At 62.4% G+C, this 20387-nt stretch carries 18 protein-coding genes; 17 read left to right on the top strand and 1 reads right to left on the bottom strand.

Annotated elements, in window-relative coordinates; translation table 11 throughout:
- Positions 1 to 172 precede the first annotated feature (172 nt).
- From pyrH to BLT65_RS00715, 14 genes are all read left to right on the top strand, one after another.
- On the top strand, positions 173 to 886 hold the full coding sequence (gene pyrH / locus BLT65_RS00780; RefSeq protein ID WP_007585409.1) for a UMP kinase: 714 nt from the start codon (positions 173 to 175) through the stop codon (positions 884 to 886).
- A 94-nt stretch (positions 887 to 980) separates the two neighbouring features.
- Positions 981 to 1541: a ribosome recycling factor gene (frr, locus tag BLT65_RS00775; RefSeq protein ID WP_007585407.1), complete on the top strand. Its 561-nt coding sequence runs from the start codon at positions 981 to 983 to the stop codon at positions 1539 to 1541.
- A 73-nt stretch (positions 1542 to 1614) separates the two neighbouring features.
- Positions 1615 to 2397: a polyprenyl diphosphate synthase gene (gene uppS, locus BLT65_RS00770; protein WP_091774074.1), complete on the top strand. Its 783-nt coding sequence runs from the start codon at positions 1615 to 1617 to the stop codon at positions 2395 to 2397.
- A complete protein-coding gene (locus tag BLT65_RS00765) occupies positions 2391 to 3212 on the top strand; it encodes a phosphatidate cytidylyltransferase (protein ID WP_007585403.1) in 822 nt (273 codons plus the stop codon). The genes uppS and BLT65_RS00765 overlap by 7 nt, the downstream gene beginning before the upstream one ends.
- Positions 3213 to 3233: 21 nt before the next feature.
- Positions 3234 to 4439, top strand: a complete 1206-nt coding sequence (locus tag BLT65_RS00760; protein WP_091774072.1) for a 1-deoxy-D-xylulose-5-phosphate reductoisomerase — start codon at positions 3234 to 3236, stop codon at positions 4437 to 4439.
- A 7-nt stretch (positions 4440 to 4446) separates the two neighbouring features.
- Entirely contained in the window at positions 4447 to 5835 is a 1389-nt protein-coding gene (gene rseP / locus BLT65_RS00755) for an RIP metalloprotease RseP (protein ID WP_042307237.1), read from the top strand.
- 65 nt (positions 5836 to 5900) lie between these two features.
- Positions 5901 to 8213, top strand: coding sequence for an outer membrane protein assembly factor BamA (bamA, locus tag BLT65_RS00750; RefSeq protein ID WP_042307238.1), 2313 nt, complete (start codon positions 5901 to 5903; stop codon positions 8211 to 8213).
- Between the two features lie 86 nt (positions 8214 to 8299).
- Positions 8300 to 8791 carry an OmpH/Skp family outer membrane protein gene (locus BLT65_RS00745; RefSeq protein ID WP_007585396.1) on the top strand — a complete coding sequence of 164 codons (492 nt, stop codon included), beginning with the start codon at positions 8300 to 8302 and terminating at the stop codon, positions 8789 to 8791.
- 125 nt (positions 8792 to 8916) lie between these two features.
- The gene (gene lpxD, locus BLT65_RS00740; protein ID WP_091774070.1) at positions 8917 to 9993 is read left to right on the top strand and encodes a UDP-3-O-(3-hydroxymyristoyl)glucosamine N-acyltransferase; all 1077 of its coding nucleotides are present in this window, start codon (positions 8917 to 8919) and stop codon (positions 9991 to 9993) included.
- Between the two features lie 169 nt (positions 9994 to 10162).
- Positions 10163 to 10624 (top strand): 3-hydroxyacyl-ACP dehydratase FabZ, encoded by a 462-nt coding sequence (fabZ, locus tag BLT65_RS00735; protein WP_007585391.1) that lies wholly within the window; start codon positions 10163 to 10165, stop codon positions 10622 to 10624.
- A gap of 172 nt (positions 10625 to 10796) precedes the next feature.
- Positions 10797 to 11585: an acyl-ACP--UDP-N-acetylglucosamine O-acyltransferase gene (lpxA, locus tag BLT65_RS00730; protein ID WP_042307240.1), complete on the top strand. Its 789-nt coding sequence runs from the start codon at positions 10797 to 10799 to the stop codon at positions 11583 to 11585.
- Positions 11586 to 11588: 3 nt separating this feature from the next.
- Positions 11589 to 12758 (top strand): lipid-A-disaccharide synthase, encoded by a 1170-nt coding sequence (lpxB, locus tag BLT65_RS00725; RefSeq protein ID WP_091774068.1) that lies wholly within the window; start codon positions 11589 to 11591, stop codon positions 12756 to 12758.
- Positions 12755 to 13504, top strand: a complete 750-nt coding sequence (rnhB, locus tag BLT65_RS00720) for a ribonuclease HII (RefSeq protein WP_131242619.1) — start codon at positions 12755 to 12757, stop codon at positions 13502 to 13504. Before lpxB ends, rnhB begins: the two co-directional genes overlap by 4 nt.
- A gap of 69 nt (positions 13505 to 13573) precedes the next feature.
- The gene (locus BLT65_RS00715; RefSeq protein ID WP_091774839.1) at positions 13574 to 14359 is read left to right on the top strand and encodes a TrmH family RNA methyltransferase; all 786 of its coding nucleotides are present in this window, start codon (positions 13574 to 13576) and stop codon (positions 14357 to 14359) included.
- A gap of 16 nt (positions 14360 to 14375) precedes the next feature.
- Here BLT65_RS00715 and ppsR read toward each other — a convergent pair whose 3' ends face one another.
- Positions 14376 to 15191, bottom strand: a complete 816-nt coding sequence (gene ppsR / locus BLT65_RS00710) for a posphoenolpyruvate synthetase regulatory kinase/phosphorylase PpsR (protein ID WP_042307243.1) — start codon at positions 15189 to 15191, stop codon at positions 14376 to 14378.
- A 537-nt stretch (positions 15192 to 15728) separates the two neighbouring features.
- Between ppsR and ppsA the strand changes: the two genes are divergently transcribed.
- The 3 genes from ppsA to BLT65_RS00690 all read left to right on the top strand — a co-directional run bounded on the left by ppsA (position 15729) and on the right by BLT65_RS00690 (position 19700).
- Positions 15729 to 18134, top strand: coding sequence for a phosphoenolpyruvate synthase (gene ppsA, locus BLT65_RS00700; protein ID WP_042307244.1), 2406 nt, complete (start codon positions 15729 to 15731; stop codon positions 18132 to 18134).
- Positions 18135 to 18253: 119 nt separating this feature from the next.
- Positions 18254 to 18706 (top strand): NfeD family protein, encoded by a 453-nt coding sequence (locus BLT65_RS00695; protein WP_091774064.1) that lies wholly within the window; start codon positions 18254 to 18256, stop codon positions 18704 to 18706.
- Between the two features lie 67 nt (positions 18707 to 18773).
- A complete protein-coding gene (locus tag BLT65_RS00690) occupies positions 18774 to 19700 on the top strand; it encodes an SPFH domain-containing protein (RefSeq protein WP_042307245.1) in 927 nt (308 codons plus the stop codon).
- Positions 19701 to 20387 lie beyond the last annotated feature (687 nt).

Here is a 20387-nt window from a genome sequence, read left to right as displayed (position 1 = left end):
CACCGGGCTGCGCGCGCGAAAGCCGTGCCGCAGCCACCTGTCGGCAGGCCCCGATCAGTCGTCGAGGCAGGTCAATTTGGCGGCGCTTGCCCGAACCCCTATTTCACCCCTACAGTTAGTTTCTTGTTGTTTGGCGGCTTTTTGCCCTGCTCAGCGCGACCCGGATATCTCTATGCCCACTGCCTATAAACGCGTCCTCCTCAAACTCTCTGGCGAAGCCCTGATGGGCGACGATGCATTCGGCATCAATCGCGCGACGATCGAAAGAATGGTGGCGGACATGGCCGAGGTGGTACGGCTCGGCACGCAACTGGCGGTGGTGATCGGTGGCGGCAATATCTTTCGTGGCGTGGCGGGCGGCGCAGCGGGCATGGACCGTGCAACGGCTGACTACATGGGCATGCTGGCCACGATGATGAACGCGCTGGCGCTGCAGGACGCAATGCGTCACGCCGGCATCGAGGCGCGCGTGCAGTCGGCGTTGCGCATGGACCAGGTGGTCGAGCCTTACATCCGTCCGCGCGCGATCCGTCAGCTGGAAGAGGGCAAGGTCGTGATCTTCGCGGCCGGCACGGGCAACCCGTTCTTCACGACAGATACCGCTGCTGCGCTGCGCGGCTCGGAAGTGGGCGCCGAAGTGGTGCTGAAGGCGACCAAGGTGGACGGCGTCTACTCGGCTGACCCGAAGAAAGACCCGTCGGCCACGCGCTATACGACGATCAGTTTCGACGAGGCGATCGGCCGCAATCTGCAGGTGATGGACGCGACGGCTTTCGCGCTGTGCCGCGACCAGAAGCTGCCGATTCGCGTGTTTTCGATCGTCAAGCCGGGCGCGCTCAAGCGCATCGTGCAGGGCGAAGACGAAGGCACCCTCGTCCACGTGTAAACTCTCTTTCACGTCTGTGGGCTTGAACGCGGGCTCAGGCTGCGCCTCGCGCGCTTATGGGCCCGCATCGTTTTGATGGTTCGGAGGTTTAATCATGTCTTTGGCTGACACCAGGAAAAGCGCTGAGCAAAAGATGCAGCGCTCGATCGACGCGTTCAAGAACGATCTGTCGAAGATCCGCACGGGCCGTGCTCACACGGGCCTGCTCGATCACATTCAGGTTGACTACTACGGCTCGCCCGTGCCGATCTCGCAGGTCGCGAACCTGACGCTGATCGACGCGCGCACGATCGGCGTGCAACCGTGGGAAAAGAAGATGATCACGGTCGTCGAAAAGGCGATCCGCGAATCGGATCTGGGTCTGAACCCGGCGTCGCAAGGCGACGTGATCCGCGTACCGATGCCCGCGCTGACGGAAGAGCGCCGCCGCGAACTGACGAAGGTCGTCAAGAGCGAAGGCGAAACGGCCAAGGTGGCCGTGCGTAATCTCCGCCGCGACGCGAACGAGGCGCTGAAGAAGCTCGTGAAGGACAAGGAAATTTCGGAAGACGACGAGCGTCGCGGTAGCGACGACATCCAGAAGCTGACGGACAAGTTCGTGGCCGAAATCGACAAGCTGGTACAGACCAAGGAAGGCGAGATCATGACGGTTTGACGGTCTGGCGCACACCAGACCTCAAGACTTTCACTGATCACCGTTTCTTTCTTTGCAGCTTTACCCGACGGCCATGACCTATACAAGCTCAACCGTTCGCGTCCCTGACGTCTCAGCCGTACCGCGTCATATCGCGATCATCATGGACGGCAATGGCCGTTGGGCGACGCAACGCCGTCTGCCGCGCGTGGCGGGCCATACGCGCGGCGTCGACGCCGTGCGCGCAGCCGTCGAGGCGTGCGCGCGCCAGGGCGTCGAATATCTGACGCTGTTCGCATTCAGTTCGGAAAACTGGCGCCGTCCGACCGACGAAGTGTCGTTCCTGATGCGCCTGTTCGTGACCGCGCTCGAGCGCGAGATCGGCAAGCTGCACGCGAACGGCATCCGCCTGCGCGTAGTTGGCGATCTGTCGATGTTCGACAAGAAGATCCAGGATCTGATCAACCGCGCCGAAACCAAGACGGCGCGCAACACGCGCCTCACGCTCACCATCGCCGCGAACTATGGCGGCCGCTGGGACATCATGCAGGCCACGCGCAAGCTGGTCGAGCAATCGGTGGCGGCGGGCCGTCCCGTCGAGGTCAACGAAGATGCCTTCGCCGAGCATCTTGCGATGGCCTACGCGCCCGAGCCGGACCTGTTCATCCGCACGGGCGGCGAGCAGCGCATCAGCAACTTCCTGCTGTGGCAGCTCGCGTACACCGAGTTCTATTTCACCGACACCTACTGGCCGGATTTCGACGCCGACGCGCTCGGCCGCGCCATCGGTTCATACACGGGGCGCGAGCGCCGCTTCGGACGCACGAGCGCGCAGCTCGAGCCGCAATCGCAAAACGTCGATTCGCTTCCATGCTAAAAACCCGTGTCATCACGGCGATCGTCCTGCTGGCTATCCTTTTGCCTGTCACGCTTTGGGCGCCGATCGGCGGCTTTGGCGCGCTGATCGCGTTCGTCGTCGTGTTCGCCGCGTGGGAATGGGCGCGGCTTCTGAAGCTGCCGGGCGCCGGTCCCGTGATCTACGCGATCGTCGCCGCGCTGGCGCTGGTCGCCAGCACGAAGCTCGGCACGGGCGTCACGGCGCCGCGCCCGCTCTTCGAGGCGTCGTCAATCTTCTGGATATTCGCCGGCCCGTTCGTGCTGCTGCGCAAGCCGACGCTCGCGCAAGGCGCATGGCGGCCGTTCCTGCTGCTGGCGGGCGTGGTCGTGTTCGCAGCCTGCTGGCATGCGCTCGTCGCGGCGCGGATGGCGGGCGTGCCGTTCGTGCTTTCCCTGCTGCTGGTGGTCTGGTTGGCCGATATCGGCGCATACTTCGCGGGTAAGGCGTTTGGAAAGCACAAACTCGCGCCGTCGATCAGCCCCGGCAAGACCTGGGAAGGCGCGATCGGCGGGTGGTTGGCCGTGATGATCGTCGCGGCGCTGGCTGTCATCACGCATGCCTTCGCGCCGACCCTGTTTTCCGCGCTGCTCGACCATCTGGGCACCGCTCGTGCGTTTGCCACGCTGACCTTGCTGGTCGTGTTCAGCGTGGTGGGCGATCTGTTCGAATCGATGCTCAAGCGCCAGGCTGGCGTGAAGGATTCGAGCAATCTGCTGCCGGGTCACGGCGGCGTGCTCGACCGCATCGATGCTTTGTTGCCGGTGCTGCCGCTTGCGATGCTCGTGTTGTCGTAGCCATCGGCTAGAGAAAGAGATATGCAAAAACGAATTAGTTTGCTCGGTTCTACGGGCTCGATCGGAGACAGCACGCTCGACGTCGTCGGGCGTCATCCTGAGCGCTTCTCGGTGTACGCACTGACGGCACACCGCAACGGTGACAAGCTCGTCGAGCAATGCCTGCGTTTCAAGCCCGAAGTAGCCGTGGTCGGCGATGCCGATACGGCTGCGAGTGTGGCCGCGAAATTGCGCGCAGCGGGTTGCAAGACCGAGGTGACTTACGGTCCGCAGGCATTGGTCGACGTGTCGAAGAGCGACGGCTGCGACACCGTCGTCGCGGCGATCGTCGGCGCGGCGGGCCTCGAGCCGAGCCTCGCGGCGGCGCGCGCGGGCAAACGCATCCTGCTCGCCAACAAGGAAGCGCTCGTAATGTCGGGCGCGATCTTCATGGACGCAGTGCGCGACAACGGCGCGATCCTGTTGCCCGTCGACAGCGAGCACAACGCGATTTTCCAGTGCCTGCCGCGCGAGTCGGCGCTGCATGGCGGCGTGTCGAAGATCATCCTGACGGCGTCGGGCGGCCCGTTCCGCACGCGCGAACCGTCCAGTCTCGTCGACATCACGCCGGAAGAAGCGTGCAAGCATCCGAACTGGGTGATGGGCCGCAAGATTTCCGTCGATTCCGCGACGATGATGAACAAAGGCCTCGAAGTGATCGAGGCACATTGGCTCTTCAATCTGCCCGGCGATCGCATCGACGTGCTGATTCATCCGCAGAGCGTGATCCACTCGCTGGTGTCGTACGTGGATGGTTCGGTGCTCGCGCAACTGGGCAACCCGGACATGCGCACGCCCATCGCGCACGCGCTGGCGTTCCCCGATCGGGTCGATTCCGGCGTCGCGCAACTCGATCTCGCGCAGATCGCGCAGCTGTCGTTCGAGAAGCCTGATTACACGCGCTTCCCGTGCCTCGCGCTGGCGATGAAGGCGCTGGCTGAAGGCGGCGTCGCGAGCGCCGCGCTGAACGCGGCGAACGAGATCGCCGTCGAAGCATTCTTGACGCGCCGCATTGGCTTCATGGCGATCGCCCAGGTCGTCGATGCCGTGCTGAACGCATTGCCCAACCGCGAGGCGTCGAGCCTCGCCGACGTGGTCGACGCCGACGCCGCTGCGCGCCGCGCCGCCCACGCTTTCATCGACGGTCTGCCGGCGGGCGCTCGCCTTACGGAACGCGCCGTCCAGTGAGGCGTTTATGAACCTGCTGATCGAACTGGTCGCCTTCGCAGTCGCGATTGGCGTACTGGTGGTCGTCCATGAGTATGGCCACTACAGCATCGCTCGCCTGTGCGGCGTCAAGGTGTTGCGTTTTTCGATTGGCTTCGGCAAGCCGCTCGCGCGCTGGGTCAGCAAGAAGACGGGAACCGAGTGGACCATCGCGGCGCTGCCGCTCGGCGGCTACGTCAAGATGCTCGACGAGCGCGAAGAGGGCGCGCCCATTGCGCCCGAAGACCTGCCGCGCGCGTTCAACCGTCAATCGGTAGGAAAGCGCATCGCGATCGTGGCGGCGGGCCCGATCGCCAACTTCATTCTTGCCATCGTGCTGTTCGCAGCCGTGTTCGCGACGGGCGTTACCGAGCCCGCGGCGATCGTCGCGGCGCCCGCTGTCGAGACGGCCGCCGCGCGCGCGGGCTTCGACGGCGGCGAGACGGTGGTTGCCGTGCGCGATGCGAATGCGGGCGAATCGGAACCCGTGCGCTCGTGGTCCGATCTGCGCTGGAAGCTGCTTGGCGCCGCGTTCGATCACAAGCGCGTCGTGCTGACCGCGAAGGATACGCACGGCACATTCGACTTCCCGCTCGACTTGCAAAATCTTTCCGACAAGGAAGTCGATGACGACTTCATGTCACGCCTCGGTTTCGAACCGGGTGGCGGGACGCTGTCGGTGGCGGGTGTGCAGCCGGGCAGCGCGGCCTTGCAGGCGGGACTGCTGGCGGGTGACCGGATTCGCGCCGTCGACGGTCATCCCGCTGACAACGCGACCACCTTCATCAACTACATCAAGTCGCACGCGGGCAAGCCGATCGTGCTGCAAATCGAGCGCGGCGCGAAGAATCAGCAAGCGGGTGCATTACAGAATCTAACCATCGTGCCGGGCGCGCAGCGCGACGAAACGACGGGGCAACCCATCGGCCGTATCGGCGCAGAACTCGCAACGCAGGTGCCGTCCATCGACGTCCGCTATGGTCCTGTCGACAGCGTGCGCCTTGGCGCGCATCGCACGTGGGACCTTGCTGTGTACTCGGTTCGGATGTTCGGACGGATGATCGTCGGCGAAGCGTCGTTGAAGAATCTGTCTGGTCCCGTGACCATCGCGGACTATGCAGGCAAGAGCGCGAGACTCGGTCCGTCAGCATTCCTTTCGTTCCTCGCGCTTGTCAGCATAAGCCTCGGCGTGCTCAACCTTTTACCAATACCGGTATTGGACGGGGGGCATCTGTTATATTATCTGGTTGAAGCTGTTACCGGCAAAGCTGTATCCGATCGCTGGCAGCTCGTTCTTCAAAGAGCGGGACTGGCTTGTATCGTCGCCTTGTCGGCGATCGCGCTGTTCAACGATCTTGCTCGTTTAATCCATTTTTAAAGTGTCTGGCGGCGTACGATGGCGCCCGCCTGACCTGATGCAGCTATACACACTGGGGAAGCACGTTGTTTAAACCTCATCGCTTTGTTCCAAAGACGGTTGTAGCCGCGGCAATCGCCGCGCATGGGCTGGTAGCTCACGCGACGACACCTTTTGTGGTGAAAGACATTCGGATCGAAGGGCTGCAACGGGTAGAACCCGGCACGGTGTTCTCCTATCTTCCCATCAAGCAAGGCGATACGTTTACCGACGAAAAGGCTTCCGAAGCCATTCGCGCGCTGTACGCAACGGGTTTCTTCAACGACGTGAAGATCGCCACGGAAGGCGACGTCGTGGTGGTCCAGGTGCTCGAGCGTCCCGCCATCGGCACGATCGACTTCTCCGGCCTGCACGAGTTCGAGAAGGACAACCTGATCAAGGCGCTGCGCGCCGTCGGCCTTTCCCAGGGGCGCTATTACGACAAGGCGCTCGTCGACAAGGCCGAACAGGAATTGAAGCGCCAGTATCTGACGCGCGGTTTCTACGCAGCTGAAGTCACGACTACGATCACGCCGATCGATCGCAACCGTGTTGCGGTCCTGTTCGCCGTGATCGAAGGTCCGAGCGCGAAGATCCGCCAGATCAACTTCATCGGCAACAAGTCGTTCAGCACGGGCACGCTGCGCGACGAAATGCAGCTGTCCACGCCGAACTGGTTCTCGTGGTACACGAAGAACGACCTGTATTCGAAAGAAAAGCTTACGGGCGACCTCGAGAACGTTCGCTCGTACTACCTGAATCGCGGCTATCTCGAGTTCAACATCGAGTCGACCCAGGTGTCGATCACGCCCGACAAGAAGGACATGTATCTGACGGTGACGCTGCACGAAGGCGAGCCGTACACGATCAACAGCATCAAGCTCGCGGGCAATCTGCTCGACCGCGAAGCCGAGCTGAACAAACTGATCAAGATCAAACCGGGCGACAAGTTCTCGGCCGAAAAGCTGCAGGCTACGACGAAGGCCATCGTCGACAAGCTCGGCGAATACGGCTACGCATTCGCGACCGTCAACGCGCTGCCGCAGATCGATCAGGAACATCACAAGGTCGACCTGACGCTGCAGGTCGATCCGAGCCGCCGCGTGTACGTGCGCCGTATCAACGTGGTGGGCAACACGCGTACGCGCGACGAAGTCGTGCGCCGTGAAATGCGCCAGCTCGAAAGCTCGTGGTTCGATTCGAACCGCCTCGCGCTGTCGAAGGATCGTATCAACCGTCTCGGCTACTTCACGGACGTGGACGTCACGACGATTCCCGTCGAAGGCACGCCGGACCAGGTGGACGTCGACGTGAAGGTCGCCGAAAAGCCGACGGGCGCGATCACGCTGGGCGCGGGCTTTTCTTCGACGGACAAGGTGGTGCTGTCGGCGGGCGTGTCGCAGGACAACGTGTTCGGTTCGGGCACGAGCCTTTCGGTGAACGTGAACACCGCGAAGACATACCGTACGTTGACGGTGACGCAGGTCGACCCGTATTTCACGGTCGACGGCATCAAGCGCATCACCGACGTCTACTACCGCACGTACGAGCCGCTGTACTACTCGACGGATTCGAGCTTCCGTATCGTCACGATGGGTGGCGACCTGAAGTTCGGCATTCCGTTCTCGGAAGTGGACACGGTGTACTTCGGCGCGGGCTTCGAGCAAAACACGCTCGACGTCGACGCGAACACGCCGCAGGCCTACAAGAACTATGTGCAGGACTTCGGCCGCGTGTCGAACAACGTGCCGCTGACGGTCGGCTGGTCTCGCGACGCGCGTGACAGCGCGCTGGTGCCGAGCCGCGGCTACTTCACGCAGGCCAACGCCGAATACGGCACGCCGATTGGCGGCACCGAGTACTACAAAGCCGACTTGCAGGCGCAGTACTATTACTCGTTCTCGCGCGGCTTCGTGCTCGGCTTCAACGTGCAGGGCGGTTACGGCAACGGCATCGGCAACGCGTACCCGATCTTCAAGAACTACTACGCGGGCGGTATCGGTTCGGTGCGTGGCTATGAACCGAGCTCGCTGGGTCCGCGCGACAAGGTCACGAACGACCCGATCGGCGGCAACAAGATGTTCGTCACCAACGTCGAACTCACGTTCCCGCTGCCGGGTACGGGCTATGACCGCACGCTGCGTGTGTTCACCTTCCTCGACGCCGGTAACGTCTGGGGCGATTCGCGTCAGGGCGGCGACACGACGGTCGGTTCGAACGGCTTGCGTTACGGTTACGGTGTCGGTCTTGCGTGGATTTCGCCGATCGGGCCGCTCAAGCTGTCGCTGGGCTTCCCGGTCCAGAAACATACGGGCGACCAGTATCAGAAGTTCCAGTTCCAGATCGGTACAGCGTTCTGATCGCGCGCGCCGGAACTGGAACCCCTTACAGCATCGAGAGGATGACTTTGCTAACTGGTATGTTTTCGAAACGTGTGGCGTGTGCAATGGCGCTTGCCATGACGCTCGGCGTGGGCGCGGCGAACGCCGCGCTGGCGCAGGAAGCGCGAATCGCCGCGGTGAATTCGGATCGCATCCTGCGTGAGTCGGCGGCGGCGAAAGCGGCGCAGACCAAGCTCGAAGCGGAGTTCGCGAAGCGCGACAAGGACCTGCAGGACATGGCGCAGCGTCTGAAGTCGCTGTCCGACTCGCTCGACAAGAACGGCGCGTCGCTGGCGCCGGCCGATCGCGCGCAGAAACAGCGCGATCTGTCGCAGCTCGACACGGATTTCCAGCGCAAGCAGCGCGAATTCCGTGAAGACCTGAACCAGCGCCGCAATGAAGAACTGGCGGCTGTGCTCGACCGCGCGAACAAGGTCATCAAGCAGATCGCCGAGCAGCAACACTACGATCTGATCGTGCAGGAAGCGGTCTACGTCAGCCCGCGTATCGACATCACCGACCAGGTGTTGAAAGCGTTGGCCGCATCGGGCAATTGAAATCGGGCAACTGAAGCCGGGCCGGACGGCGCCCACGCCAGCCGTCCGGCGCACACCTTCCGGCGCGCGCGAGATCCGCGAAAAGCGCGCAAGTTAGGCAAATGAACAGCAGGAGCAGTACACGCATGGCATTCACGCTCGAGGAGATCGTCCAGCAATTCGGCGGAGAGATCGTCGGCGATCGCGCGCACCGCGTCGGCAATCTGGCGCCGCTCGATCAGGCTGGCCCCGATCAACTGGCGTTTCTCGCCAACCCGAAGTATCTGGCGCAAGTCGAGACGACGCGCGCGGGCGCGGTGCTGATCAACGCGGCGGATCTGGACAAGGTCACGTCGCGCGACGGTCGTAATTTCATCGTCACGCCGAATCCCTACGCTTACTTCGCGCGCCTCGCGCAGGCCTTCATCGACATGGCCTCGCCGAAGGCGAAGCCCGGCGTGCATCCGTCTGCAATCATCGACCCGTCCGCGCAGATCGCGGCGAGCGCCGTGATCGGCCCGAACGTGACGGTCGAAGCGGGCGTTTCGATCGGCGAAAACGTGCGGCTCGACGCGAACGTGTTCGTCGGGCGCGGCACGCAGATCGCCGCGGGCTCGCATTTGTATCCGAACGTCGCCGTGTATCACGGCTGCAAGATCGGCGAGCGCGCAATCATTCACGCGGGCGCCGTAATCGGCTCGGACGGCTTCGGATTCGCGCCGGACTTCGTCGGTGAAGGCGATGCGCGCACGGGCAGCTGGGTCAAGATTCCGCAGGTTGGCGGCGTGTCGATCGGACCGGACGTCGAAATCGGTGCAAATACCACGATCGATCGCGGCGCGATGGCCGATACTGTCATCGAAGAATGCGTGAAGATCGACAACCTCGTGCAGATCGCCCACAACTGCAAGATCGGCGCCTACACGGTAATCGCCGGCTGTGCGGGCATCGCGGGCAGCACGACGATCGGCCGTCACTGCATGATCGGCGGCGCGGTCGGCATTGCCGGCCACGTCACGCTGGCCGACTACGTGATCGTCACCGCACAGTCGGGTGTATCGAAGTCGCTTCTGAAGCCCGGCATGTACACGAGCGCGTTCCCGGCCGTCGACCATGCCGACTGGAACAAGAGTGCCGCGTTGGTGCGCAACCTCGACAAGTTGCGCGACCGCATCAAGGCGCTCGAAGCCGCAGTCGCCAGCGCCTCCGGAGACAAGGCGTAAGCATCTCGGGCACCATAGGCACGACCGGAAGGAAACGCCGGCGCGCGCGGCCCCCGGATCGCGCGCAGCCGGAACAGGAACGGGCGGCAGGGCGCGTCGTCATCATCCATGCCCTTGCACCCAGCATTCGAAGTCATCGTCGCGCAACCCTTGCGTGAGCAGAAACACCATGAGCACCGAAAAAATCAATCTCGACATTCACAAGATTCTCACGCTGCTGCCGCACCGCTATCCGATCCTGCTGGTCGATCGGGTGCTCGAACTCGAGCCGCACAAGAGCATCAAAGCGCTGAAGAATGTGTCGATCAACGAACCGTACTTCATGGGTCACTTCCCGAAGCGCCCGGTTATGCCTGGCGTGCTGATTCTGGAAGCGCTCGCGCAGACGGCAGCGCTCCTGACCTTCGCGGAAGAGCCGCACGATCCGAACAACACGCTGTACCTGTTCGTCGGCATCGACAATGCGCGCTTCAAGCGGGTCGTGGAGCCGGGCGACCAGTTGATCCTGAACGTCACGTTCGAGCGCCATATGCGCGGCATCTGGAAGTTCAAGGCGCGCGCGGAAGTGGACGGCCAGGTGGCTGCCGAAGCCGACCTGATGTGCGCGGTGCGCCAGACGGACAGCGAGTAATGCCAGCGGCCGGGCAGCCGTGAACGGTGTGTCCGGTAATGCGCGAGGCAGAACCATCGAAACCTTGAGCGGTCACAAAACGGGTTGCATCGTGACCGCTTCAACGCGTCGGATGACGCCGCAGCGTCATCGGCGCCATGTAACTGATACGCGGAAATACTAGCGAGGGCGCATGAGCAGGATTCATCCTACTGCGATCATCGAGTCGGGCGCGCAGCTCGACGAATCGGTCGAAATCGGACCGTACGCCGTTGTCGGCGCGCACGTCACGATCGGCGCACGCACGACCGTCGGTTCGCACAGCGTGATCGAAGGCCACACGACGATCGGCGAAGACAACCGGATCGGTCATTACGCATCGGTCGGCGGGCGTCCGCAGGACATGAAGTACCGGGACGAGCCGACGCAGCTCGTGATCGGCAATCGCAACACGATCCGCGAGTTCACCACGATCCACACGGGCACCGTGCAGGACAAGGGCGTCACGACGCTCGGCGACGACAACTGGATCATGGCCTACGTGCATATCGGCCACGACTGCCAGATCGGCAGCAACGTGATCCTGTCGAGCAACGCACAGATGGCGGGCCACGTGATCATCGGCGATCACGCGATCGTCGGCGGCATGTCGGGCGTACATCAGTTCGTGCGGATCGGCGCACATTCCATGCTCGGTGGCGCCTCGGCGCTCGTGCAGGACATTCCGCCGTTCGTCATCGCGGCGGGCAACAAGGCGGAGCCGCACGGCATCAACGTCGAAGGGCTGCGTCGTCGCGGCTTTTCGCCGGATGCGATCTCGGCGCTGCGCTCGGCCTACCGTCTGCTGTACAAGAACGGCCTGTCGCTCGAAGAGGCGAAAGTGCAGTTGCGCGAGCTCGCAACGGCGGGCGGCGACGGCGACGAGCCGGTGCGCGCGCTCGTCGAGTTCGTCGAGCAGTCGCAGCGCGGCATCATCCGCTAACCGATGCCGTTGCCTACCAGTCCGCTACGGCTCGCAATGGTGGCCGGCGAGCCGTCGGGCGATCTGCTGGCGGCTTCGTTGCTGGACGGGCTCGCTGCCCGTCTGCCTGACAACACGCAGTACTTCGGTATTGGCGGCCCGCGCATGATCGCGAAGGGCTTCGACGCGCATTTTCCGATGGAAAAGCTGTCGGTGCGCGGCTACGTCGAAGCGCTGAAGCACATTCCCGAAATTCTCGGCATTCGCAACGAGCTGAAGCGCCAGTTGCTGGCCGAGCCGCCGTCCGCCTTTATCGGCGTCGATGCGCCCGACTTCAACTTCGGCCTCGAGCATCCGCTGCGCGACGCGGGCATTCCGACCATTCACTTCGTCTGTCCGTCGATCTGGGCGTGGCGTGGCGGCCGCATCAAGAAGATCGTCAAGGCCGTCGATCACATGCTGTGCGTGTTCCCGTTCGAAAAGGCGCTGCTCGAGAAATCGGGCGTGAAGGCGACCTACGTCGGGCACCCGCTCGCTGACGAGATTCCGCTCGAACCGGACACGGCAGGCGCGCGCCGCGTGCTCGGCCTGCCCGAAAGCGGCCCGGTGATCGCGGTGCTGCCGGGCAGCCGGCGTTCGGAAATCTCGCTGATCGGCCCGACGTTCTTCGACGCAATGGAACTGATGTTGCAGCGCGAGCCGGGCGTGCGTTTCGTGATGCCGGCTGCAACGCCGGCGCTGCGCGAACTGCTCAAGCCGCTCGTCGAAGCGCATCCGAAGCTGCCGCTGACGCTGACGGACGGCAACGCGCAAGTCGCGATGACGGCCGCCGACGCGATTCTCGTGAAAAGCGGCACGGTCACGCTGGAAGCGGCGCTGCTGAAAAAGCCGATGGTGATCTCGTACAAGGTGCCTTGGCTGACGGGACAGATCATGCGTCGGCAGGGCTATCTGCCGTACGTCGGCTTGCCGAATATTCTGGCGGGGCGTTTCGTCGTGCCCGAAATCCTCCAGCACTTCGCGACGCCGGAAGCATTGGCGGACGCCACGTTGACCCAGTTGCGCGACGACGCAAACCGGCGCACGCTGACGGAAATCTTCACCGAGATGCATCACGTGCTCAAGCAGAACACCGCGCAGCGGGCTGCGGAAGCGGTCGTCGCCGTCATTGAAGCGCGCCGGGGGCGTCCGTGACCCGCGCGACCGCCGTGGCTGCGTCGCGCCGCAAGGCATCGGCGAAGAAAGCGGACCAGGGCGGCCTCGATTTTTCGTCGCCGGAAGACATCATTTGCGGTGTCGACGAAGCAGGGCGCGGTCCGCTGGCCGGGCCAGTGGTGGCCGCCGCCGTGATTCTCGATCCGTCGAAGCCGCGCATTCGCGGCCTCGACGATTCAAAGGCGCTGACGGCAAAAAAGCGCGACGAACTCTACGAGAAGATCATCGAGCGTTCGCTCGCGTATTGCGTCGCGTCGGCTTCCGTCGAGGAAATCGATGCGCTGAACATTCTGCACGCAACCATGCTCGCGATGAAGCGCGCGGTCGAAGGCCTGAAGGTCACGCCGACGCTGGCGAAGATCGACGGCAATCGTTGTCCGACGCTGAGCATTCGTAGCGAGGCGATCATCAGCGGCGACGCGCTGGTGCCGTGCATTTCGGCCGCGTCGATTCTCGCGAAAGTCACGCGCGACCGGATGCTGCTCGAACTGCATCAGATGTTCCCGGTATATGGCTTCGATGCGCACGCCGGCTACGGCACGCCGCAGCATCTGACGGCGTTGCGCGAGCATGGTCCGTGCGAGCATCATCGACGCTCGTTTGCCCCCGTGCGGGAGGCGCATCTGCGGCTCGGCACAGGCATCGGTTTGCCGAAAGGCGTGATAGTCGTGCCGCCCGCAGCCGCCGACGATGCATTCCTCGCCGACGACAGCGCGCCGTTCTGACGTCACGCAAATCACGATCAAGCGCCCGCGGGCGCTTTTCTTTTCACCGTTATTCTTTTCGTGCTGCCTGTGAAAGCCATCACCTCGCGGGACAATCCGCTCTACAAGCGTCTGAAGGCATTGGCCGGCTCGACGCATCAACAGCGCAAGAGCGGCCATGCGCTGCTCGAAGGGTTTCACCTCGCGAGCGCCTATCTCGACGTCGCGGGTCAGCCGGAAATGTGTGTCGTCACGGAAGGCGCGCTGCGCCACGATGAAGCGCAGGCGATCGTCGCGCGGATCGAGGAACGGCGCATCGTCACGCTGCCCGACGCGCTGTTTGGACAACTGTCGAATGTCGTCAACGGCGTCGGCCTGTTGCTGCTCGTCGAGAAGCTCGATCTGCCGTTGCCTGAGCGCGTGACGCAGGGCTGCGTCGTGCTCGACGGCGTGCAGGATGCGGGCAATGTCGGCTCGATTCTGCGCAGCGCGGCGGCAGCGGGCATCGGTCACGTGTTCTGTGCGCCGGGCACCGCTTACGCGTGGTCGTCGAAGGTGCTGCGCTCAGGGATGGGCGCACATTTTCTGCTGCAGATTCACGAGGATGTCGATCCGCAGACGCTGATCGAAACGCTTGATGTGCCTATCGCGATTACGGACTCTCACGGGGCTGAAGCGATCTACGACACGGATCTCAAGGGGCCTGTCGCCTGGGTGTTCGGCAATGAAGGGGCGGGTGTGTCGCAGGCGTGGCGTGATGCGGTCACGTACCGCGTGACGATTCCGCAGCCGGGCGGGATGGAGTCGCTCAATGTCGCGGCGGCCGCCGCCGTGTGTCTTTTCGAGCAGTGCCGGCAGCAACGCGCTGCCGGCTGAATTCACCGCATCGCCATCAATACGACGACCGGTCCAGCTTGATTTCCTGCAGGATCGTCGTCGCGATTTCCTCGATCGACTTGTGCGTCGACGAGAGCCACTTGACCCCTTCGCGCCGCATCATCGTCTCGGCTTCGTTGATCTCGTAGCGGCAGTTTTCGAGCGCCGCGTACTTGCTGCCGGGACGCCGCTCGTTGCGGATTTCCGAAAGCCGCTGCGGATCGATGGATAAACCGAACATCTTCGTACGATGCGCGAGCAGCGGCGTCGGTAGCTTGCCGCGCTCGAAGTCTTCGGGAATCAGCGGATAGTTTGCCGCTTTCACGCCGTACTGCATCGCCAGATACAGGCTGGTTGGCGTCTTGCCGCTGCGCGACACGCCGACGAGGATCACGTCGGCTTCTTCCAGATTGCGATTGGACTGGCCGTCGTCGTGCGCGAGCGAGAAGTTGATCGCCTCGATCCGGTTCTTGTACTCCTCGGTGTCGGCGTTCTGGTGGCCGCGGCCCATCGCGTGGCTCGACTTCAGCTCCAGTTCCTGTTCGAGCGGCTCGACGAAGGTCTGGAACATGTCCAGCACGAGCGCGTTCGAATCCTTCACGATCTGGTTCGACGCGCTATTGACGAGCGTCGTGAAGACGATCGGGCGGCGGCCTTCGTGCTGAGCGGCTTCGTTGATCTTTTCGAGCGTGGCGTAGGCTTTTTCCGTCGAATCGACGAAGGGCACGCGGACCAGACGGAACTTCTGGTCGAACTGGGAGAGGATCGAATGCGCGAAGGTTTCGGCAGTGATCCCGGTACCGTCGGAGACGATGAATACGGTTGGCGGCATCAGTGGGCAGGGAACATGAGCGTCAAAATCCGCTCGAATCAGACATTGCCGCGTGGCGCGCGCCGCCCGGTGGCTGGCCGGAAAACGGCAGCGGCGCAGCACGATACGACACGCGGCGCAGCGTGCGCCCGAACGGGCAAAAAGGCCCACGCGCGGCCTGGATAAAGCCGCGGGCGGTCACGCAAACCCCGGCGGCAAGCCGCGCGCGCCGTTCGGGGCGCATTTATCGTCCGACTGTCACATTTTGAGAGTCGGCACGGTAGAATAGCGGCAACCTGTTGGATAAGCAATTGCAGCCAAATCGCGTGTAACTATCTGTTATCGCTCTTTGATTGCGTCGTGATTTGTTCGTAAGTTGCACGGCAACGCTGCAAGTTCGTTCAATCCTCCGCTTCGTCGGGCTTCGTGCCGGGCATGAAGCCTTCTGCGATTGTTTCTCCAACAGGTTGCGCAAGGCACGAGTCAACGCTCCCAATGAGCGCCTCGTGTTCGAGCCCACTTGCGCAATCGAGCATTTTTTTCCACTTAGGGGCTTGTATGACTAACGCAGTTAACGTTGCTAAGGATCAGGCGTATGTAGTTCCATTCGAGCAGTTGCGAATGACCGACGTGGAAATCGTCGGCGGCAAGAATGCTTCGCTCGGCGAGATGATCAGTCAGCTCGCCGAAGCTGGCGTGCGCGTGCCGACGGGTTTCGCCACGACGGCGCTCGCATTCCGCGACTTTCTGCATCACAACAACCTGACCGAACGCATCGCCCAACGTCTCGAGACGCTCGACGTCGACGACGTGAAGGCACTCGCCGCTGCGGGCAAGGAGATCCGTCAATGGATCGTCGACGCCCCGCTGCAGGCGCGTCTCGAACAGGAAATCCGCGCAGGCTTCGACACGCTGCAAAAGAGCTCGCCTGAAGAACTGTCGTTCGCGGTCCGCTCGTCGGCCACGGCGGAAGACCTGCCGGACGCATCGTTCGCCGGTCAGCAGGAAAGCTACCTGAACGTGGTCGGCGTCGAAGACGTGCTCGATCGCATGAAGCACGTGTTTGCGTCGCTCTACAACGACCGCGCCATCTCCTATCGCGTCCACAAGGGCTTCACGCATGCTGAAGTCGCGTTGTCGGCGGGTGTGCAGCGCATGGTGCGCTCGGACGTCGGCGCAGCGGGCGTGATGTTCACGCTCGACACGGAATCGGGCTTCAAGGACGCAGTCTTCATCACGTCGAGCTATGGCCTCGGTGAAACCGTCGTGCAAGGCGCGGTGAATCCGGACGAGTTCTACGTCTTCAAGACCACGCTCGCGCAGAACAAATACCCGATCATCCGCCGCTCGATCGGCTCGAAGCTCATCAAGATGGAATTCACGAAGGCGGGTGAAGAAGGCCGCGTGAAGACCGTCGACGTGCCGCACGAGCAGCGCAACCGCTTCTCGATCACCGACGAAGACGTGATCGAGCTGGCGAAGTACGCCGTCATCATCGAAAAGCACTACCAGCGTCCGATGGACATCGAGTGGGGCAAGGACGGCCGCGACGGCAAGATTTTCATCCTGCAGGCGCGCCCGGAAACGGTGAAGAGCCAGGGCGGCAACAAGGCCGAGCAGCGCTTCAAGCTGAAGGGTCAGTCGCAGGTGCTGGCAACGGGCCGCGCGATCGGCCAGAAGATCGGCGCGGGCCCCGTGCGCGTGATTCACGATCCGTCGGAAATGGAGCGCGTGCAGCCGGGCGACGTGCTGGTCGCGGACATGACCGACCCGAACTGGGAACCCGTGATGAAGCGCGCCGCCGCGATCGTCACGAACCGTGGTGGCCGTACCTGCCACGCGGCAATCATCGCGCGTGAACTGGGTGTGCCCGCCGTCGTGGGTTGCGGCGACGCGTCCGACGTGCTGAAGGAAGGCGCGCTCGTGACGGTATCGTGCGCGGAAGGCGATGAAGGCAAGATCTACGACGGTTTGCTCGAAACGGAAGTGACGGAAATCCAGCGCGGCGAACTGCCTGAAATTCCCGTCAAGATCATGATGAACGTCGGCAATCCGCAGCTCGCGTTCGACTTCGCGCAGCTGCCGAACAAGGGCGTCGGTCTCGCGCGCCTCGAGTTCATCATCAACAACAACATCGGCGTTCACCCGAAAGCGATTCTCGAGTACCCGAACATCGATCAGGACCTGAAGAAGGCTGTCGAAAGCGTCGCGCGTGGTCATGCATCGCCGCGTGCGTTCTATGTCGACAAGCTGACGGAAGGCATCGCGACGATCGGTGCTGCGTTTTATCCGAAGCCCGTGATCGTACGTCTGTCGGACTTCAAGTCGAACGAGTACAAGAAGCTGATCGGCGGTTCGCGCTATGAGCCGGACGAGGAAAACCCGATGCTGGGCTTCCGCGGCGCATCGCGTTACATCTCCGAAGACTTCGCGCAGGCGTTCGAAATGGAGTGCATCGCGCTCAAGCGCGTGCGTGAAGAAATGGGCCTCGACAATGTCGAGATCATGGTGCCGTTCGTGCGGACGCTGAAGCAGGCAGAGCGCGTGGTTGGACTGCTCGCGAAGTACGGTCTGAAGCGCGGCGAGAACGGCCTGCGGCTGATCATGATGTGCGAGATTCCGTCGAACGCGATTCTCGCCGAAGAGTTCTTGCAGTACTTCGACGGCTTCTCGATCGGTTCGAACGATCTGACGCAGTTGACGCTCGGCCTCGACCGCGACTCCGGCATGGAGCTGCTGGCAGCGGACTTCGACGAACGCGATCCCGCCATCAAGTTCCTGCTGAAGCGCGCGATCGAAACGTGCCTGCGTCTGGACAAGTACGTCGGTATTTGCGGCCAGGGTCCGTCGGATCACCCGGACTTCGCCGAGTGGCTGACGAAGGAAGGCATCGCGTCGATCTCGCTGAACCCGGACACGATCATCGAAACGTGGCAGGCGCTGGCGAAGGTGACGGCTAAATAAGCATTACGCATCGATTTGTGGCGGTACTTGAAACGTGCTGCTACGAACGATAAAAGCTGGACGCTTCATGCTATAAACACCCCGGTAGATCCGGGGTGTTTTGCTTTGTGGAGGCGCAAGTGTTCCAAAGTGGACTGTTCTGGTGGATCGGCGCAGGCGTGCTGATCGTGCTCGAACTGATGCACGGCACGTTCTATCTGCTGATGGTGGCGCTCGGCTTTATTGCAGCGGCGTTGGCGCGTCTCGCAGGGGCTGATCTGCCGCTGCAGCTCGGCATCGCGGCTGTCGTCGCGCTTGCCGCGGTGCTCTTGCTGCGCAAGTCGCGCTTCGGACGTAAAACGAAAACGCGCGCCGAAGCCGCGCGCAATCCCGACGTGAACCTCGATATCGGCTCGACGCTGACCGTGCCCGCGTGGCACGACGGACACGCGCGGACCAGTTATCGCGGTGCGTCATGGGAAGTCGAACTCGCGCCCGGCGAGCCGGAAGACGCCAATCTCTATGAAATCACCGCGCTGCGGGGCAGCTGTCTTGTCGTTGTCGCGAGCAGGCGTGCGGCGGCGAAGGCTTGAGCCGTCAGATACAGCGTAGGTGCATTCGAACGCGGACAACAACTCAAAAATAGATGGGGGTGCAGGAATGGAATCATCGAGCATCGTTGGGCTGGTGTTGTTGATTGTCGTGATCGTGGTCGCTGGGCAGACGATCAAGATCGTGCCGCAACAGCACGCATGGGTGATGGAGCGCCTCGGGCGCTATCACGCGACGCTGACGCCGGGTCTGAACTTCGTGCTGCCGTTCATCGACCGGATTGCTTACAAGCACATGCTCAAGGAAATTCCGCTCGATGTGCCGAGTCAGGTCTGCATCACGCGCGACAACACGCAGTTACAGGTGGACGGGGTGCTGTACTTTCAGGTGACCGATCCGATGAAGGCGTCGTATGGTTCGAGCAACTTCGTGTTTGCTATTACGCAGTTGTCGCAGACGACCTTGCGTTCGGTGATCGGCAAGCTCGAGCTCGATAAAACGTTCGAGGAGCGCGACTTCATCAATCATTCGATCGTGTCGGCGCTCGACGAAGCTGCGTCGAACTGGGGCGTCAAGGTGCTGCGCTATGAGATCAAGGATTTGACGCCGCCTAAGGAGATTCTCCACGCGATGCAGGCGCAGATTACCGCGGAGCGTGAGAAGCGCGCGCTGATCGCGGCATCGGAAGGGCGCAAGCAGGAGCAGATCAATATCGCGTCTGGGGGCCGCGAGGCGGCGATTCAGAAGTCCGAAGGCGAGCGGCAGGCGGCGATTAACCAGGCGCAAGGCCAGGCGGCGGCGATTCTGGCTGTTGCTGAGGCTAATTCTCAGGCAATCCAAAAGATCGCGGCGGCGATTCAGTCTACGGGTGGGATGGAGGCTGTGAATCTTAAAGTTGCTGAGCAGTATGTGGGTGCGTTTGCGAATCTCGCGAAGGCGGGGAATACGTTGATCGTGCCAGGGAATATGGCGGATATGGGGTCGATGATCGCCGCGGCGTTGACGATTGTGAAGCAGTCTAAGAGTGTTGTGTGATAGGTTTTCTGTCTGCGACGCTGGGTGGTCCGCTTTGCTTTGCGCTGGCATCCGCGCTTTGTTAGCGTGCTTCACGCGTTGCCCCTGTGCGGGGCGGCACCTACTTTTCTTTGCCGCCGCAAAGAAAAGTAGGCAAAAGAAAGCGGCTAACCCCGCCAATTCTAGTTCTTGCCTGAGGGCCCCCAACGGGTCTTGCGCTTCACACGACGGCGTTTCTGTTCGCGTTCGTTGCCAACGCTCTGAATGAGCGCCTCACCCACTTCAAACACCCGTACTAGTGCTCACGGCAGCGAACGGTATGTGCCGCCAAGGTGGCAAACTGTGTGTAGGTTGTCGCGACTTATAGGGTTGCGCTCTTACAGGGTGGGGCGCCTGCGCTATCGGTCCGAAGTGATGCGTGTGGAGCACAAGGGGCCTACACACAGTTTGCCACCTGGGCGGCGGTGGACTACCTGGCAAGGCGTGTTGTAATGCGGACATATGAAGCGGGTGAGGCGCCGCGCAAGAGCGCTGGCAACGAACATGGGTCACGTGATTGCCGCGTGAAGCGTAAGAACCTTCGGGGGCCCTCAGGCAAGAAGAAATGTTGGCGGTGTTAGCCGCTTTCTTTTGCCTACTTTTCTTTGCGGCGGCAAAGAAAAGTAGGTGCCGCCCCGCACAGGGGCGACGCGTGAAGCACGAAGGCAA

This window comes from Paraburkholderia steynii (assembly GCF_900100565.1).
Taxonomy (GTDB): domain Bacteria; phylum Pseudomonadota; class Gammaproteobacteria; order Burkholderiales; family Burkholderiaceae; genus Paraburkholderia; species Paraburkholderia terrae.
This window is presented reverse-complemented; position numbering and strand designations above follow the sequence as displayed.

Bases quoted from the DNA above. Each gene is read 5' to 3' on its own strand.
- BLT65_RS00690 (WP_042307245.1), top strand. From the start codon at position 18,774: ATGGAATCATCGAGCATCGTTGGGCTGGTGTTGTTGATTGTCGTGATC.
- ppsR (WP_042307243.1), bottom strand. From the start codon at position 15,191: ATGCCGCCAACCGTATTCATCGTCTCCGACGGTACCGGGATCACTGCC.
- frr (WP_007585407.1), top strand. From the start codon at position 981: ATGTCTTTGGCTGACACCAGGAAAAGCGCTGAGCAAAAGATGCAGCGC.
- uppS (WP_091774074.1), top strand. From the start codon at position 1,615: ATGACCTATACAAGCTCAACCGTTCGCGTCCCTGACGTCTCAGCCGTA.
- lpxB (WP_091774068.1), top strand. From the start codon at position 11,589: ATGCCGTTGCCTACCAGTCCGCTACGGCTCGCAATGGTGGCCGGCGAG.
- pyrH (WP_007585409.1), top strand. From the start codon at position 173: ATGCCCACTGCCTATAAACGCGTCCTCCTCAAACTCTCTGGCGAAGCC.
- rseP (WP_042307237.1), top strand. From the start codon at position 4,447: ATGAACCTGCTGATCGAACTGGTCGCCTTCGCAGTCGCGATTGGCGTA.
- BLT65_RS00745 (WP_007585396.1), top strand. From the start codon at position 8,300: ATGGCGCTTGCCATGACGCTCGGCGTGGGCGCGGCGAACGCCGCGCTG.
- ppsA (WP_042307244.1), top strand. From the start codon at position 15,729: ATGACTAACGCAGTTAACGTTGCTAAGGATCAGGCGTATGTAGTTCCA.
- BLT65_RS00760 (WP_091774072.1), top strand. From the start codon at position 3,234: ATGCAAAAACGAATTAGTTTGCTCGGTTCTACGGGCTCGATCGGAGAC.
- lpxD (WP_091774070.1), top strand. From the start codon at position 8,917: ATGGCATTCACGCTCGAGGAGATCGTCCAGCAATTCGGCGGAGAGATC.
- BLT65_RS00765 (WP_007585403.1), top strand. From the start codon at position 2,391: ATGCTAAAAACCCGTGTCATCACGGCGATCGTCCTGCTGGCTATCCTT.
- fabZ (WP_007585391.1), top strand. From the start codon at position 10,163: ATGAGCACCGAAAAAATCAATCTCGACATTCACAAGATTCTCACGCTG.
- lpxA (WP_042307240.1), top strand. From the start codon at position 10,797: ATGAGCAGGATTCATCCTACTGCGATCATCGAGTCGGGCGCGCAGCTC.